This is a genomic window from Roseovarius indicus, from assembly GCF_008728195.1.
Lineage (GTDB): Bacteria > Pseudomonadota > Alphaproteobacteria > Rhodobacterales > Rhodobacteraceae > Roseovarius > Roseovarius indicus.
In genome coordinates, this window is sequence record NZ_CP031598.1 from 3,526,012 (window position 1) to 3,540,397 (window position 14,386).

The 14,386-nt window shown below is 66.0% G+C and carries 13 protein-coding genes; 3 read left to right on the forward strand and 10 right to left on the reverse strand.

Annotated features, from left to right (window positions below):
* Window positions 1–106: 106 nt before the first annotated feature.
* The 3 genes from RIdsm_RS16915 to RIdsm_RS16925 form a co-directional block, all read right to left on the reverse strand.
* The gene (locus RIdsm_RS16915) at window positions 107–472 is read right to left on the reverse strand and encodes a DUF6497 family protein (protein ID WP_236553239.1); all 366 of its coding nucleotides are present in this window, start codon (window positions 470–472) and stop codon (window positions 107–109) included.
* 32 nt (window positions 473–504) lie between these two features.
* The gene (locus tag RIdsm_RS30190; RefSeq protein ID WP_057816797.1) at window positions 505–840 is read right to left on the reverse strand and encodes a hypothetical protein; all 336 of its coding nucleotides are present in this window, start codon (window positions 838–840) and stop codon (window positions 505–507) included.
* An 89-nt stretch (window positions 841–929) separates the two neighbouring features.
* Window positions 930–2,462, reverse strand: a complete 1,533-nt coding sequence (locus tag RIdsm_RS16925) for an acyl-CoA carboxylase subunit beta (protein WP_057816798.1) — start codon at window positions 2,460–2,462, stop codon at window positions 930–932.
* Between the two features lie 269 nt (window positions 2,463–2,731).
* Here RIdsm_RS16925 and RIdsm_RS16930 point away from each other — a divergent pair, with 269 nt between their 5' ends.
* Together RIdsm_RS16930 and RIdsm_RS16935 are read left to right on the forward strand one after the other, a co-directional pair.
* Entirely contained in the window at window positions 2,732–4,003 is a 1,272-nt protein-coding gene (locus RIdsm_RS16930; protein WP_082647409.1) for a multidrug effflux MFS transporter, read from the forward strand.
* A 163-nt stretch (window positions 4,004–4,166) separates the two neighbouring features.
* Window positions 4,167–5,561: a helix-turn-helix domain-containing protein gene (locus RIdsm_RS16935; protein ID WP_057816799.1), complete on the forward strand. Its 1,395-nt coding sequence runs from the start codon at window positions 4,167–4,169 to the stop codon at window positions 5,559–5,561.
* On the opposite strand, the gene RIdsm_RS16940 is transcribed toward RIdsm_RS16935, so the two are convergent.
* The 7 genes from RIdsm_RS16940 to betI all read right to left on the reverse strand — a co-directional run bounded on the left by RIdsm_RS16940 (window position 5,546) and on the right by betI (window position 12,405).
* The gene (locus RIdsm_RS16940; protein WP_057816800.1) at window positions 5,546–6,148 is read right to left on the reverse strand and encodes a DEAD/DEAH box helicase family protein; all 603 of its coding nucleotides are present in this window, start codon (window positions 6,146–6,148) and stop codon (window positions 5,546–5,548) included. The genes RIdsm_RS16935 and RIdsm_RS16940 overlap by 16 nt on opposite strands.
* A gap of 109 nt (window positions 6,149–6,257) precedes the next feature.
* Window positions 6,258–6,494: an HP1242/YdcH family protein gene (locus tag RIdsm_RS16945; protein ID WP_057816801.1), complete on the reverse strand. Its 237-nt coding sequence runs from the start codon at window positions 6,492–6,494 to the stop codon at window positions 6,258–6,260.
* 86 nt (window positions 6,495–6,580) lie between these two features.
* Window positions 6,581–6,817, reverse strand: a complete 237-nt coding sequence (locus RIdsm_RS16950; protein ID WP_057816802.1) for an HP1242/YdcH family protein — start codon at window positions 6,815–6,817, stop codon at window positions 6,581–6,583.
* Between the two features lie 55 nt (window positions 6,818–6,872).
* Window positions 6,873–8,531: a choline dehydrogenase gene (gene betA / locus RIdsm_RS16955; RefSeq protein ID WP_057816803.1), complete on the reverse strand. Its 1,659-nt coding sequence runs from the start codon at window positions 8,529–8,531 to the stop codon at window positions 6,873–6,875.
* A gap of 297 nt (window positions 8,532–8,828) precedes the next feature.
* The gene (betB, locus tag RIdsm_RS16960) at window positions 8,829–10,322 is read right to left on the reverse strand and encodes a betaine-aldehyde dehydrogenase (protein ID WP_057816804.1); all 1,494 of its coding nucleotides are present in this window, start codon (window positions 10,320–10,322) and stop codon (window positions 8,829–8,831) included.
* Window positions 10,319–11,833 (reverse strand): choline-sulfatase, encoded by a 1,515-nt coding sequence (betC, locus tag RIdsm_RS16965; protein WP_057816805.1) that lies wholly within the window; start codon window positions 11,831–11,833, stop codon window positions 10,319–10,321. Before betC ends, betB begins: the two co-directional genes overlap by 4 nt.
* Entirely contained in the window at window positions 11,830–12,405 is a 576-nt protein-coding gene (betI, locus tag RIdsm_RS16970; protein ID WP_217625271.1) for a choline-binding transcriptional repressor BetI, read from the reverse strand. Before betI ends, betC begins: the two co-directional genes overlap by 4 nt.
* A 320-nt stretch (window positions 12,406–12,725) precedes the next feature.
* Here betI and RIdsm_RS16975 point away from each other — a divergent pair, with 320 nt between their 5' ends.
* Complete coding sequence (locus RIdsm_RS16975) at window positions 12,726–14,285, forward strand: ABC transporter substrate-binding protein (protein ID WP_057816807.1); 1,560 nt, start codon at window positions 12,726–12,728, stop codon at window positions 14,283–14,285.
* Window positions 14,286–14,386 lie beyond the last annotated feature (101 nt).

Below are 14,386 nucleotides of genomic sequence, written 5' to 3' on the forward strand. Positions count from 1 at the left end.
TCCCCGCAGATTTGATACTTATCCACACCGAAGCCGGCGGCGTGTGACTCCAAAGCCTCAAACCGCGCCTCACTTGAGATTCGAGCCGCAAGATATTGTGCACGCATCAGAAAACCTCCCAGATACAGGTGCCGTTTTCGACGCGGTACGCCTCGAACACCTGCACCACGTCAGGATCGGGTACGCCGAATTCCGACGGCTTGTTCCCGACCGAGATGATGATTGTCGCCCCGTCGTCGCCGGCCTCGGGCACCGCCTGCAGCGCCACGCTGGTGCAAAGGTACTCCAGGTCGGCCGACACCGCGTCAAAGTCCGCCCCCTTGTCGAGCCCCGGCGCCACGAAGCGGAACCGCAGCACCGGCCCGGTGCCGCCCTCCTGCCGCAGCACCTCCTGCAAGCCGGCCTCCAGCCCCGAAGGCAGGACGAAGCGCTCCTCCAACGCCTCGCCCTGCTGGGCAGCAGCCGCGGTCAAGACCGCGGCCGCACATACCAGCGCCGATACTCTCACGACGCCCACCTGATCCACCGCTGCCGGTTGCCGGCATCCGCCAGCACCCGCGCGATCTTCGCCTCGGCCTGCGCCCGGGCCACCGGCCCGTCGACCTGACCGCCCGCGGTCACCGCCAGCATGCCGCCCTCGGGCGCCACGCGCACCACCGGCGCAAACCCCTTCAGCCGCCGCAGCGCGCGCCACACATCCTGCCGCACCTGCCTTGCCAGCCGCATCTTGTTCACCACCGGCAACACCGTGCGCGCCGCCACGTCGAACCGCGCCGGCCACCGCCGCGCCACGGTCAGCACGCCCGCCTCCTCCACGATATGCCACCTGTCACGCGCCATCGGCCCTTGACGATCCCCTAGCTTCTTCTGGCTGAAAATATCCCGGGGGCGTGGGGGCTGGCCCCCACTCCTCCCGTCCCCGGGCTCACTTACAGCGGAATATTGTCGTGCTTCTTCCAAGGCAGGCTGCGCTTCTTCTTCCGAAGGCTGGCAAACGCCCGGCTCACCCGCATCCGGGTGTTGTTGGGCTGGATCACCTCGTCGATGAAGCCACGCTCGGCCGCCACGAAGGGGTTGGCGAACCGGTCCTCGTAGTTCTTGGTATGCGCCGCGATCTTCTCGGCATCGCCAAGGTCGGCGCGGTGGATGATCTCCGTCGCCCCCTTGGCGCCCATCACCGCGATCTCGGCGGTGGGCCAGGCATAGTTGAAATCGCCCCGCAGGTGCTTCGACGACATCACGTCATAGGCCCCGCCATAGGCCTTCCGGGTGATCACCGTCACCTTGGGCACCGTCGCCTCGCCGAACGCGTAAAGCAGCTTCGCGCCATGCTTGATCACCCCGCCATATTCCTGGCTCGTCCCGGGCAGGAAGCCGGGCACGTCGACCAGCGTCAGGATCGGGATCTCGAAACAGTCGCAGAACCGCACGAACCGCGCGGCCTTGCGGCTCGAGTCGATATCCAGGCACCCGGCCAGCACCATCGGCTGGTTCGCCACCACGCCCACGGTCCGGCCTTCCAGCCGCACGAAGCCGGTGATGATGTTCTTCGCGAAATCCTCCTGGATTTCATAGAAATCGCCCTCGTCCGCGAGCTTGGTGATCAGCTCCTTCATGTCGTAGGGCGTGTTCGGGTTGTCGGGGATCAGCGTGTCGAGGCTGGGCTCCTTGCGGCCCGGCTCGTCGAAGAACGGGCGCACCGGCGATTTCTCGGTGTTGTTGAGCGGCAGGAAATCCACCAGCCGCCGCACCTCGGCCAGCGCCTCGACATCGTTCTCGAAAGCCGCGTCCGCGACCGAGCTCTTCTTCGTATGCGTGCTCGCCCCGCCCAGCTCTTCCGCCGTCACCTGCTCGTTGGTCACGGTCTTCACCACGTCCGGCCCCGTGACGAACATGTAGGAGCTGTCCTTCACCATGAAGATGAAGTCGGTCATCGCCGGCGAATAGACCGCGCCACCGGCACAGGGCCCCATGATCACGCTGATCTGCGGAATGACGCCCGAGGCCTCGATATTGCGCTGGAAGACCTCGGCATAGCCCGCAAGGCTGGCCACGCCCTCCTGGATCCGGGCGCCGCCCGAGTCGTTCAGGCCGATGATCGGTGCGCCGTTCTGAAGCGCCATGTCCATCACCTTGCAGATCTTCTCGGCATGGGTTTCCGACAGCGAGCCGCCGAAGACGGTGAAATCCTGGCTGAACACATAGACCTGCCGACCGTTGATCGTGCCCCAGCCGGTGATCACCCCGTCGCCGTAAAGCTTGCTCTCCTCCATCCCGAAGTCGATGCAACGGTGGGTCTTGAACATGTCGAACTCTTCGAAGCTGCCCTCGTCGAGCAGAATTTCGATCCGTTCGCGGGCGGTCAGCTTGCCCTTGGCGTGCTGGGCGTCGATGCGTTTCTGGCCACCGCCAAGGCGCGCCTCGGCGCGGCGGTCCTCGAGTTCCTGCAGGATATCCTTCATGAGAGTCCTCTTCCCGGTTTTCGGCGGAAAATAGAGAAGACGGCGCATAACACAAAGCACAATTCGGCAAATTTGCAAATCTTTAGCAGAGGTGCCGCAGCTAACTGCAAATCAGGCAAACTCACTGGCCGCCAGACCGGCACCCGGCCCCGCCCCCGCCGAAGCCCGGGCAGTTCCGCACCGAATGGTGCGCCGCTGCACAGCCCAGTGGCAGACAGCTATGCATTTAGCGATATGGACACCGCCATGCGACACGCTAGATTGCGCGCATGACCGAACTTCCCTCCGGGACGCAGGCCGCGCAGACGGCGGAGTACCCCACCCACCCGCCAGAGCGCCGGTTTCTCGACCGCAGCACGCCCCCGCATATCCTGACGCTGATCGCCCTGTCGGCCTCGGCGGCCTTGGCGATGAACATCTTCCTGCCCTCGCTGCCGGCGATGGCCGAGCATTTCGACACCGAATACCGCGTCATGCAGCTTTCGGTGGCGCTCTATCTCGGCGTCAACGCGGTGCTGCAGCTGTTCGTCGGCGCCATCTCCGACCGGATCGGGCGGCGGCCGGTGCTGCTGGCGGGCATCGCGATCTTCTGCCTCGCCACGATCGGCTGCATCTTCGCGACCAACATCGTCATGTTCCTCGTCTTCCGCATGTGCCAGGCGGCGATCGTCACCGCGCTGGTCCTGTCGCGGGCGGTGGTGCGCGACATGGTCCCCGAGGCCCAGGCCGCCTCGATGATCGGATACGTGACAATGGGCATGGCCGTGGCGCCGATGGTGGGCCCCGCGATCGGCGGCGCGCTGGCCTCGGTCTTCGGCTGGCAGGCGGGCTTCTGGGCGCTTTTCCTGATCGGCGGGCTGACGCTCTGGCTGACATGGACGGACCTTGGCGAAACCGCCCCCTCCCGCGCCGGCACCACGCTGCGCGACGAGCTGCGCGACTATCCCGAACTGCTGAAATCGCCCCGCTTCTGGGGCTACACGCTGACGCTCGGCCTGATCTCGGGGTCGTTCTTCGCCTATCTTGGCGGCGCGCCCTTCGTCGGCGACCAGGTCTTCGGCCTCGACCAGGCGGTCTTCGGCCTGTTCTTCGGGGCACCCGCCATCGGCTATTTCTGCGGCAATGGCATCGCCGGGCGGTTCTCCGTCCAGGTGGGGATCAACCGCATGGTCCTGTGGGGCACGCTGATCAACGCCGGCGGCGTGGCGCTCAACCTGCTGGTCACCTCGATAGGCTACGGCACGCCCTACACCTTCTTCGGCCTGATGACCTGCATCGGGCTCGGCAACGGCATGGCCATCCCCAACGCCACCTCCGGCGCCCTGTCGGTGCGCCCGCATCTTGCCGGCACGGCCAGCGGGTTGTCGGGCGCCATGATGATCGGGCTGGGCGCGGGGCTCTCGGCACTGGCAGGCGCCCTGCTGACGCCCGGCTCGGGCGCAACGCCGCTCCTGTGGCTCATGGTCGTCACCGGGGTCGGCGCGATCGTGACGATCCTGATGGTGATCCGGCGCGAGAAACGGCTGGCCGGGGCACTTTGAGGCTGGCGTCGCGGTGGGGGGCTCTGCCCCCGACGCTGAAACCCGGTCGGGTTTCAACGTCTCCCCCGGGATATTTTCGGCCAGAAGAAACACGGGCTATGCTTGCGCGGCGCGGTTTGCAAACCTACCCTGAGCGAATCGCGAAATTGCAAAGGCCGCGCCCATGTCCGCCCGAAAACTCTATGCCGGCGCCAAGCTGCGCGAAACCCGCCAGAAACTGGCCCTGACGCAGAAGGATTTCGCCGCCAAGCTGGGCGTCTCCCTGCCCTACCTGAACCAGATGGAGAACAACAACCGGCCCGTCTCGACCACGGTCGTGCTGGCGCTGGCGCAGGAATTCGGCTTCGACGTGACCGAGCTTTCGACCGGCGATGCCGAGCGGATGGTCTCGGATATGCGCGAGGCGCTGGCCGACCCGGTCTTCACCGACCCGCCCCCGCTGACCGACCTGCGGCTCACCGCCTCGAACGCACCGGCCCTGGCCAAGGCCTTTCTCGACCTGCACCGCGCCTATCGCCAGACGCACGAGCGGCTGGCCTCGCTCGACGAGGCGCTGGGGCGCGAAGACAGCCGGATGCAACCCTCGCCCTGGGACGAGGTGCGCGACTTCTTCCACTATTGCGACAACTACATCGACGCCGTCGACCGCGCCGCCGAGCATTTCGCCGGCGCCGACCGGTCGCGCCCCGTGCGCGAAATCGCCGAGGCCAAGCTGGCCTCACTCGGCATCACCATCACCCATACCGACGCCGGCAAGCTGCGCCATTACGACCGCGACAGTCGCACGCTCTCCCTCTCCTCCCGCGCCGAACCGGAAACGCGCACCTTCCAGATGCTGCTGCAGATCGCCTTGCTCACGCAGGACAAGCTCTTGGAGGCCACGCTCGACCTCGCCCGTTTCCAGTCCGACGCGGCCCGCGCCATCGCCAAGATCGGCCTCGCCAACTACTTCGCCGGCGCAGCACTCATGCCCTACACCGCCATCCTGCAGGCCGCACAGCAGCACCGCCACGACCTCGAGATCCTCGCCAACAGCTTCGGCGCCTCGATCGAGCAGGTCTGCCACCGCCTCTCGACGCTCCAACGCCCCGGCGCCAAGGGCGTGCCCTTCTTCTTCGTCCGCGTCGACCAGGCCGGCACCATCACCAAGCGCCACTCCGCCACCCGCCTGCAATTCGCCCGCTTCGGCGGCGCCTGCCCGCTCTGGAACGTCCACCGCGCGTTCGAGACGCCGGGCCGCTTCCTGCGCCAGCTCGCCGAAACCCCCGACGGCGTGCGCTACATTTCGCTCGCCCGCGACGTCTCGAAACCCGGCGGCAGCTTCGGCGCCCCGGTCCGCCGCTTCGCCATCGCGCTCGGCTGCGAGATCAAGCATGCCGACGCGCTGGTCTATGCCGACGATCTCGACCTCACCAACGCCAAGGCGTTCGAGCCCATCGGCATCTCCTGCCGCATCTGCGAACGCACCCAGTGCCACCAGCGCTCGGTGCCACCCCTGGAACGCCGCCTCCAGGTGGAACCCGACGAGCGCGGCGTTCTGCCCTACACGGTGGATTGAGGGGGCGACTTATCGGGCGACGGAGCGGGCGCGACGAACCGGTCAAAGATCATCTGCGCCACCTCCTCCGCCGACAGGTCGGTATTGTCGATCCGCAGGTAATTCTCCTCGGGCATCTCGCCGGGCAGGGAATTCAGCCGGTATTTCTCATGGCTCGCCGCCACGTTCCGCTCGGAAAACGCCAGGTCCCGCTTCGACGGCTTGTGCAGCAGCCGGTTCTCCGTCCGGTTCCGCTCCAGCCGCGTCTCGATCCCCGCCTCCAGCTCGACCCAGCAAAGCTCGGCGCCTGCCTCCTCGAACAGCCGCGTAACGCTCTCGATATACTCCCGCTCCCCCGGTTCGCTGAAGGCCCAGACGAAGGTCAGGATATACCCCGCGCCGTCACTCTCGGCGAAGGCCTTGAAAAACAGCTCGCGCACCTGGTTCACCAGCTTGCGCCCGGCGGGCGTGCCATAGCTCACGAACGGATGCACCAGCTCGATCGTCGTGTGGTTGTGGAACAGCGGAAAGCCGGTCAGCTTCTCCAGCGCCTGGCCGACGGTCATCTTGCCCACCGCATGGGGCCCTATGAGGAAGATGATCTTCATGCCCAACGGTTAAGCACGACCCGCCCCGACCGGCAACCGCCCCGGCCCGCAAAAAAACGCGCCGCCCGTGGGGCGACGCGTCCCTCTGCACCTGCGCGGCCCGTGAACCTCAGGCCGACAGGATCCGGTAGATCTCGTCCTTCAGATGCGCCCGTTTCTTGCGCAGCTCCACCTCGGCCAGCTCCTCGACCGGGGCGACATTGGTCTCGGCCCGGTGCACCGCGCGATTGACCTCGTGATATTCGTCCGCCAGCCGGGCGAAATGGGTATCTTCCGATTTCAGGCTGGTGATCTTCGCCGCGTGCTCGGGGAATTCCTCGTGCAGCTCGTGGGGTGTGTGGGACATGTGCGCGCTCCTTGCTGTTCAAATCCAGCAAACCCTAGGCACGCCGCACGGCCCCCACCTTGACACCGATCAAGTCTGTCCGGAAATCACAGCATGATATGGCGCCAAAGCTCGTCCCGCGCCGTGTCGCGTTCCTTCATCAGCTCCACATCCGCCTCCTGCGTCTGCGGCTCCTCGTGCATCCCGGCCCGGTGGGCGGCGCGCTGCAATTCATGATAGCGCAGCGCCTTCTCGCGGAACTCGGGGTTTTCCTCTTCGAGCTGCTTGATCCGGTCGGCATGGTCCGGAAACTCGTCGTAGAATTCCTTGGGCAATTGAGACATGGGGCGCGATCCTCCTTCGTAGGAAAACGCCCCATGCCCTGCGCGGGTTCCGGCCTCAGCGCTGCGCGGTCTCCCACTCGGGGTGCATCCACGGCTCGGCATTCTCCGGCGGCAGGGGCGATTTGCCGAGGATATGGTCGGCCATCTTCTCGCCCAGCATGATCGACGGAGCGTTGAGATTGCCGTTGGTGATCCGCGGGAACAGGCTCGAGTCGGCCACCCGCAGGCGCTCCACCCCGATCACCTTGCCTTCGGGGTCGACCACCGCGCCGGGGTCATCCGCCCGCCCCATCCGGCAGGTGCCGCAGGGGTGATAGGCGCTCTCGGCATGCTCGCGGATGAACCCGTCCAGCTCGTCATCGCTCTGCACGTCCCGACCCGGCTGGATCTCGTGCTTGCGGTAGGGCGCAAAGGCCTCCTGCTCGAACAGCTCCCGCGTCAGGCGGATGCATTTGCGGAAATCGACCCAGTCGCTCTCCTCGCTCATGTAGTTGAACCGGATCACCGGGTCGTCAGCCGGGTCGGCACTGCGCAGCGTCACACTTCCGCGCGACTCGCTCCGCATCGGGCCGACATGGGCCTGAAACCCATGCCCCTCAGCCGCCGCCTGCCCGTCATAGCGCACGGCGATGGGCAGGAAGTGGAACTGGATATCGGGGTACTCCACCCCGGCATCCGAGCGGATGAACCCGCAGCTTTCGAACTGGTTCGAGGCCCCCGGCCCCGCCTTGCCCAGCAGCCATTGCAGGCCGACCCAGGCCTTGCCGTAAAGGTTCCAGTACTTGTAAAGGCTCACCGGCTGGCTCGCGGCCATCTGGATATACAGCTCGAGGTGATCCTGCAGGTTCGCCCCCACGCCGGGGCGGTCGGCCACCACGTCGATACCATGCTCGGCAAGATGCGCCCCCGGCCCAACCCCCGACAGCATCAGCAGCTTGGGCGAGTTGATCGACGAGGCCGCAAGGATCACCTCCTCCCGCGCCCGTATCACCTGTGTCTGCCCGCCGACGATGGCCTCGACCCCCACCGCGCGGCCCTCCTCGATCACCGCCCGCTGCACGAGGCCGCGGACGATATCGCAATTCTCCCGCTTCAGCGCGGTCTTCAGATAGGCATTCGCCGCCGACCACCGCCGCCCCTGCCAGACGGTCATGTCGAAGGGGCCGAAGCCTTCCTGCTTCTCGCCGTTGTAATCGGGCGTCAGCTCGTACCCGGCCTGCCCGCCCGCCTCGATGAAGGCGCGGGTCAGCGGGTTGGCCATCTGCCCCCGGCTCACATGCAGCGGGCCATCCTTTCCGCGCCAGCCCGGGTCGCCGCCATGGCCGCCATCGTGCCAGTTCTCCAGCCGCTTGAAATAGGGCAGCACGTCGGCATAGCCCCAGCCATCGGCCCCCTGGTCGCGCCAATGGTCGAAATCGCAGGCATGCCCGCGCACGTAACACATCCCGTTGATCGACGACGACCCGCCGATCACCTTGCCCCGCGGACAGGCCAGCCGCCGGTTGTTCAGATGCGGCTCGGGCTCCGACTGGTAGCCCCAGTCATAGCGCTTCATGTTCATCGGATAGCTCAGCGCGCCCGGCATCTGGATGAACGGCCCCACATCGCTGCCGCCATGCTCGACCACCAGCACCGACTTCCCGGCCTCGCTCAGCCGGTACGCCATGGCACAGCCCGCGCTGCCCGCGCCCACGATCACATAATCCGCTTCCATCTCACCTCGCTTCCCCGGCGACAATCCCCGTGCCGCCCCGGTGATTCCGCGAAGGGTCAAGGATCGTCCCGGGCACCGCCCGGGGCGACCGGCCAAAGGCCGGCTTGTCCTTGAGGCTTCGGGGAATCGCCCCACACACTCGATCAGGCGCGTTCAGGGCAGACCTGCCCCTGAACCGCCTCTCAGCAAAATCCCAAACCCCGCCGCGCACACCACGCCGCAACTCGCACGCCTCCGCCCCGGCAGGACGGGGTGGGCGGGCGGGCGGCCTGCCGGGGCGGAGGCGCTCACCCCGCATCAAAACGGCGCCTCCGTCGCGCCCATCCGCACGTAGACCGACTTCACCTGGCTGTAATGCCCGATCGCCTCCTTCGAATTCTCCCGCCCGACACCGGAGGCCTTCACACCCCCGAACGGCACCTCCACAGGCGCGTCGTTGTAGGAGTTGATGAAACAGCTCCCCGCCTCCAGCCGCCCGATCACCCGGTGCGCGCGGGTCAGGTCAGACGTGTAAACCCCCGCCGACAGCCCGAACTCCGTGGCATTGGCACGGGCCACCACCTCGTCCTCACCGTCGAAATCCAGAACGCTCATCACCGGCCCGAAAATCTCTTCCCGCGCGATGGTCATCTCGTCCGTCACATCGGCAAACACCGTCGGCTCGAGGAAACACCCCGGCCCCTCGGCCCTCGCCCCACCACACACCAGCCGCGCGCCTTCCTCGACACCCTTGGCGACATAGCTCAGCGCAATCTGCAACTGCGCCTCGCTCACCATCGGCCCGTAATTCGTGGCCTCGTCCATCGGGTCGCCCATCACGACGCCCTGCAACCGCTCTTCCAGCCGCTCCAGAAACGCCTCTTTCAAACCCCTTTGAACAAACACCCGCGTCCCGTTCGAACAGATCTGCCCGCTGGAATAGAAATTCCCCAGGATCGCGCCGGAAACCGCATCCTCGACACTGGCATCGTCAAACACCAGCATCGGGCTCTTGCCCCCAAGCTCCATCGTCACATGCTTCATGCCCTCGGCCGCGGCGGCATACACCTTCTTCCCCGTCGACACCGACCCGGTCAGCGACACCTTGTCGACGCGCGGATCGCTCACCAGCGAACCGCCCACGCCCCCACGCCCCTGGATCACGTTATACAAGCCCGCCGGCGCCCCCGCCTCGACCAATATCTCCGCCACCTTCAGCGCACAAAGCGGCGTCACCTCGGACGGCTTGAAGATCATCGCGTTCCCGCAGGCCAGCGCCGGCGCACCCTTCCAGCAGGCAATCTGCGTCGGGTAATTCCACGCCCCGATCCCCACGCACAAACCCAGAGGCTCGCGCACCGTATAGACCCAGTCACCCCCCGGAAGCGGAATATGCTCCCCTGTCAGTGACCCCGCCAGCCCGCCGAAATACTCCAGCGCATCGGCCCCGCTGGTGGCATCCGCCACCAGCGTCTCCTGCAACGGTTTGCCGGTATCCCACGTCTCCAGCACCGAAAGCGCCCGGTTCCGTTCCCGCATGATATCCGCCGCCCGGCGCAGCACCCGGCCCCGCTCGGTGCCCGACAGCCTGGCCCATTCCGCCTGCGCCGCCCGGCCCGACACGATCGCCTCCTCGATCACCGCCGCCGTCGCCTCGTGCACCCGCGCGATCACCTCGCCCGTCGCCGGGTAGACCACGTCGATCACAGCCCCGCCCGTGTCCTCGACATAGCGGCCATTCACGAAATGGCTGGCCTCGGGCTGCACGGCATAGGCCGCCGTCCCGGCCCCTATCGCCCCGGCAAGTGTCATTCGCCCCTCGGGAAGCGCTGGTTCTCTTCCACCACGTTCAGGTCCATGTGGTTGCGCATGTAGCGCTCGCTGGCCTTCATCAGTGGCTGGTAATCCCAGGGGTAATACCCGCCCTGCCTGAGCGCCTCGTAGACCACCCAGCGCCGCGCCTGGCTCTGCCGGATCTGTGCGTCGAACAGCTCCAGGTCCCACCGCGCCTCGGCCTTGTCCGAGAAGTATTTCACCGTCTCCGCATGGGCCGGATCGTCCGCAAGGTTGGTCAGCTCATGCGGATCGGCCTCCAGATCGAACAGCTGATCGGGATCGAGCGTGCAGCGGTTGAACTTCCACTTCCCCTCGCGCAAGCTGACCAGCGGCGCATAGGACGCCTCGGCGGCATATTCCATCGCCACCGGGTTCTCCCGCGTCACCCCCTGCCCCTGCGGCACCAGGCTCTGCCCCTCTGTCCAGGGCGCCACCTCGTCCATCGACACCCCGGCCAGGTCGCACAGCGTCGGGCAGACATCGATATTGCTCACCGGCTCGGTCACCAGCCCCGGCTCCATCGACGGCGCCGACACCATCAGCGGCACCCGGCTCGACCCCTCGAAGAAGGACATCTTGAACCACAGGCCCCGCTCGCCCAGCATGTCGCCGTGGTCGCTGACGAACAGGATGATCGTATCCTCGACCTGCCTTGTCCCCTCCAGCGCCTCCATCACCTCGCCGATCTTGTCATCGAGATAGGAGATGTTGGCGAAATACGCCCGGCGCGAGCGCTTGATGTCTTCCTCGGTGATGTTGAAGCTCCGCCAGTCATTGGCGTCGAAGATCCGCTTCGAGTGGTTGTCATGCTCCTCGTAGGCGAAAGACGGCACCTCCGGCAGCAGATGCTCGCAATCCTCGTAGAGATCCCAGTATTTCTTGCGCGCCACATACGGGTCATGCGGATGCGTGAAGCTGACGGTCAGGCACCACGGCCGCTCGTCATGCCCCCGCCCCAGGTCGTAAACCTTCCGCGTGGCGTTATAGGCGACCTCGTCGTCATACTCCATCTGGTTGGAAATCTCGGCCACGCCCGACCCGGTGACCGACCCGAGGTTGTGATACCACCAGTCGATCCGCTCGCCCGGCTTGCGGTAATCCGGCGTCCAGCCGAAATCGGCGGGGTAGATGTCCGTCGTCAGCCGCTCCTCGAACCCGTGAAGCTGATCGGGCCCCACGAAATGCATCTTGCCGGACAGACAGGTCTGGTACCCCGCCCGGCGCAGGTGGTGGGCATAGGTCGGAATATCGGCCGAGAACTCGGCGGCGTTGTCATAGACCCGGCTGTGAAACGGCAGCAGCCCGGACATGAAGCTCGCCCGCCCCGGCGCGCAGAGCGGGCTCGCCGTATAGGCATTGCGGAACCGCGTCGACCGCGCCGCCAGCTTCTTGAGGTTCGGGGCGTGCAGCCACTCCGCCGGGCCGTCGGGAAAGAGCGTGCCGTTGAGCTGGTCGACCATGAAGATCAGGATGTTTGGCTTGCTCATTTGGTAGGGGGTTCCTCTTCCAGAAAGGTGTCAAGATAGTGCATCATCACGTCGATCGCGGCCTCGGCCGACAGCGGATCGGCCCGCAGCGCCTGGCGGATGTAAAGCCCGTCGATCATCGCCGCGAGGCCCCGCGTCAGCACCCGGGCATCCCGGCCCACGGCCTGCCGCACGGCGTAATGCAGGTTCGACCGCAGCCGCCGCTGGTAGATGTTCAGCAGCCGGTTCGCCTCTTCCGATTTCTGCGCCTGAACGTAGAAATTCAGCCAGGCCGACACCGTGTCCTGCCGGAACTGCCGGGGCGCGAAACTGGCCCGCACGATCGCCTCGATCCGCTGCCGCGGGGTCTTCGCCATCACCAGCGCGCCGCGCACCTCGGCGCCGTAAAGCGACAGGATATGGCGCATCGCGGCGGTGAAGATCTGCTCCTTCGAGCCGAAGTAATGATGCGCCAGCGCGCTCGACATCCCTGCCCGTTTCGCGATCTGGCTGACGGTCACGTCCAACGTGCCGCGCTCGCCGATCTCGTGGATCGTCGCCTCGACCAGGGCCGAGCGCCGTATGGGTTCCATTCCGACCTTGGGCATGGGCTGGATGCCTCGCAATTACCTGTTGCGTCACCCGGCGTAACCGTGTTTAATTGACTCGTCAATCAATAAAAAACAGGGGAAAAAACGGCTCTTGAACGAATCCGAAAATCCGCGATTTTTGATTGAGACCCGGAAGGCCGTCACACTAACGTCACGGCTTGAAGCGAAAAAATGGTCGTAACCCACTGCCAGACGTGGCAGTAATCGCACCGTCAGTCCGGGATTAGGGACAGTACTGGCCGCAGCCCGATCGGGGCGCGGCCGACTTATAACAAGTGACCAAGAAATAGGGAGATACCGACATGGCACTTATCAAGGGCGGCCTTCTCGACCGCCGAGGATTCCTGAAGACAACCGTCGCCGCGGCGGCCGCATCCACCCTTCCGTTGGGCGGCGCGATGGCCCAGGCGAAGCGCGGCGGACACCTGCGCGTGGCCAAGGGCCACGGCAACACCACCGACACGCTGAACCCCGGCCAGTGGGACAACGGCTACATGCTGGCCCTCGGCTTCGCCATCCACGGCCGCCTCACCGAAGTGGCCCCCGACGGCTCGCTCATCCCGGAACTCGCCGAAAGCTGGGAAGCCTCGGATGACGCCTCCGAATGGCGCTTCAAGATCCGCCAGGGCGTGACCTTCCACGATGGCAAGTCGCTGACGGTCGAAGACGTGGTGAACTCGATCAACTTCCACCGCGGCGAGAACTCCACCTCCGCGGCCGGCCCGATCGTCGAGCCGATCCAGGACATCACCACCGAGGGGGACGACACGGTCGTCTTCAAGCTGGGCGGCGGCAACGCCGACTTCCCCTTCATCCTCAGCGACTATCACCTCGTGATCGCGCCCGCCGACGGCGACAGCATCGACTGGCAGTCGGGCAATGGCTGCGGCAGCTACAAGCTGACCTCGTTCAATGCCGGCGTCTCCTCCTCCTTCGAGCGCAACGAGAACCACTGGCGCGATGACGTGGCCTTCGTCGATACCTGCGAAATGCTGGCCGTCGTCGACCCCAACGCGCGCACCACAGCGCTCGTCTCGGGCGACGTGCACGCCATCGACAAGGTCGACCTCAAGGCCGCCGGCCTCCTGGGCCGCAAGGCAGGCGTCAACATCCAGTCGATCGCCGGCACCCAGCACTACACCTTCGCCATGGACACCCGCGCCGATCCGTTCACCGACAACAATGTCCGCCAGGCCCTGAAATACGGCATCAACCGCCAGGAACTGGTCGACAAGATCCTGTTCGGCTACGGCTCGGTCGGCAACGACCACCCGATCGGCCAGGGCCAGCGCTTCTTCAACTCCGAGATGGAGCAGAAGGCCTACGACCCCGACAAGGCCAAGTGGCACCTCAAGGAAGCCGGGATGGAAAACGTCTCGATCAGCCTGTCGGCCTCCGACGCCGCCTTCCCGGGCGCGGTCGATGCCGCCACCCTGTTCCAGAGCTCGGCCGGCGCCGCGGGCATCGACCTCAAGGTCGTGCGCGAGCCGAAAGACGGCTACTGGTCCGACGTCTGGATGAAGAAACCCTTCTCCGCCGTCTACTGGGGCGGCCGCCCGGTCGAAGACCAGATGTTCGCCACCGCCTACAAGTGCGGCGCGGCCTGGAACGACACCTTCTGGTGCAACGACCGCTTCGAGGAACTGATGCTCTCGGCCCGCGCCGAGCTCGACGAGGCCAAGCGCCGCGAGATGTATTTCGAGATGCAGGACATCGTCGCCAACCAGGGCGGCGTCATCATCCCGATGTTCGCCAACTACGTCTTCGCCACCGGCGACGCGGTGGGCCACTCGGAAGAGATGGCCTCCAACTGGGACATGGACGGCGAGCGCTGGATGGAGCGCTGGTGGCTCACCTCGTAAGCCCCCGCGCGGCCATCGCCGCATGACGATCGAAGCCCCGGCGGAGCGATCCGCCGGGGTTTTTCATGTCCCCGGACCAGCTGCCGCGCCACGCTCGAATC

Excerpts from the sequence above, each read along its gene's own strand:
- RIdsm_RS30190 (WP_057816797.1), bottom strand. The coding sequence starts at position 840 with ATGGCGCGTGACAGGTGGCATATCGTGGAGGAGGCGGGCGTGCTGACC.
- RIdsm_RS16925 (WP_057816798.1), bottom strand. The coding sequence starts at position 2,462 with ATGAAGGATATCCTGCAGGAACTCGAGGACCGCCGCGCCGAGGCGCGC.
- RIdsm_RS16930 (WP_082647409.1), top strand. The coding sequence starts at position 2,732 with ATGACCGAACTTCCCTCCGGGACGCAGGCCGCGCAGACGGCGGAGTAC.
- RIdsm_RS16935 (WP_057816799.1), top strand. The coding sequence starts at position 4,167 with ATGTCCGCCCGAAAACTCTATGCCGGCGCCAAGCTGCGCGAAACCCGC.
- RIdsm_RS16940 (WP_057816800.1), bottom strand. The coding sequence starts at position 6,148 with ATGAAGATCATCTTCCTCATAGGGCCCCATGCGGTGGGCAAGATGACC.
- RIdsm_RS16945 (WP_057816801.1), bottom strand. The coding sequence starts at position 6,494 with ATGTCCCACACACCCCACGAGCTGCACGAGGAATTCCCCGAGCACGCG.
- RIdsm_RS16950 (WP_057816802.1), bottom strand. The coding sequence starts at position 6,817 with ATGTCTCAATTGCCCAAGGAATTCTACGACGAGTTTCCGGACCATGCC.
- betA (WP_057816803.1), bottom strand. The coding sequence starts at position 8,531 with ATGGAAGCGGATTATGTGATCGTGGGCGCGGGCAGCGCGGGCTGTGCC.
- betB (WP_057816804.1), bottom strand. The coding sequence starts at position 10,322 with ATGACACTTGCCGGGGCGATAGGGGCCGGGACGGCGGCCTATGCCGTG.
- betC (WP_057816805.1), bottom strand. The coding sequence starts at position 11,833 with ATGAGCAAGCCAAACATCCTGATCTTCATGGTCGACCAGCTCAACGGC.
- betI (WP_217625271.1), bottom strand. The coding sequence starts at position 12,405 with ATGGAACCCATACGGCGCTCGGCCCTGGTCGAGGCGACGATCCACGAG.
- RIdsm_RS16975 (WP_057816807.1), top strand. The coding sequence starts at position 12,726 with ATGGCACTTATCAAGGGCGGCCTTCTCGACCGCCGAGGATTCCTGAAG.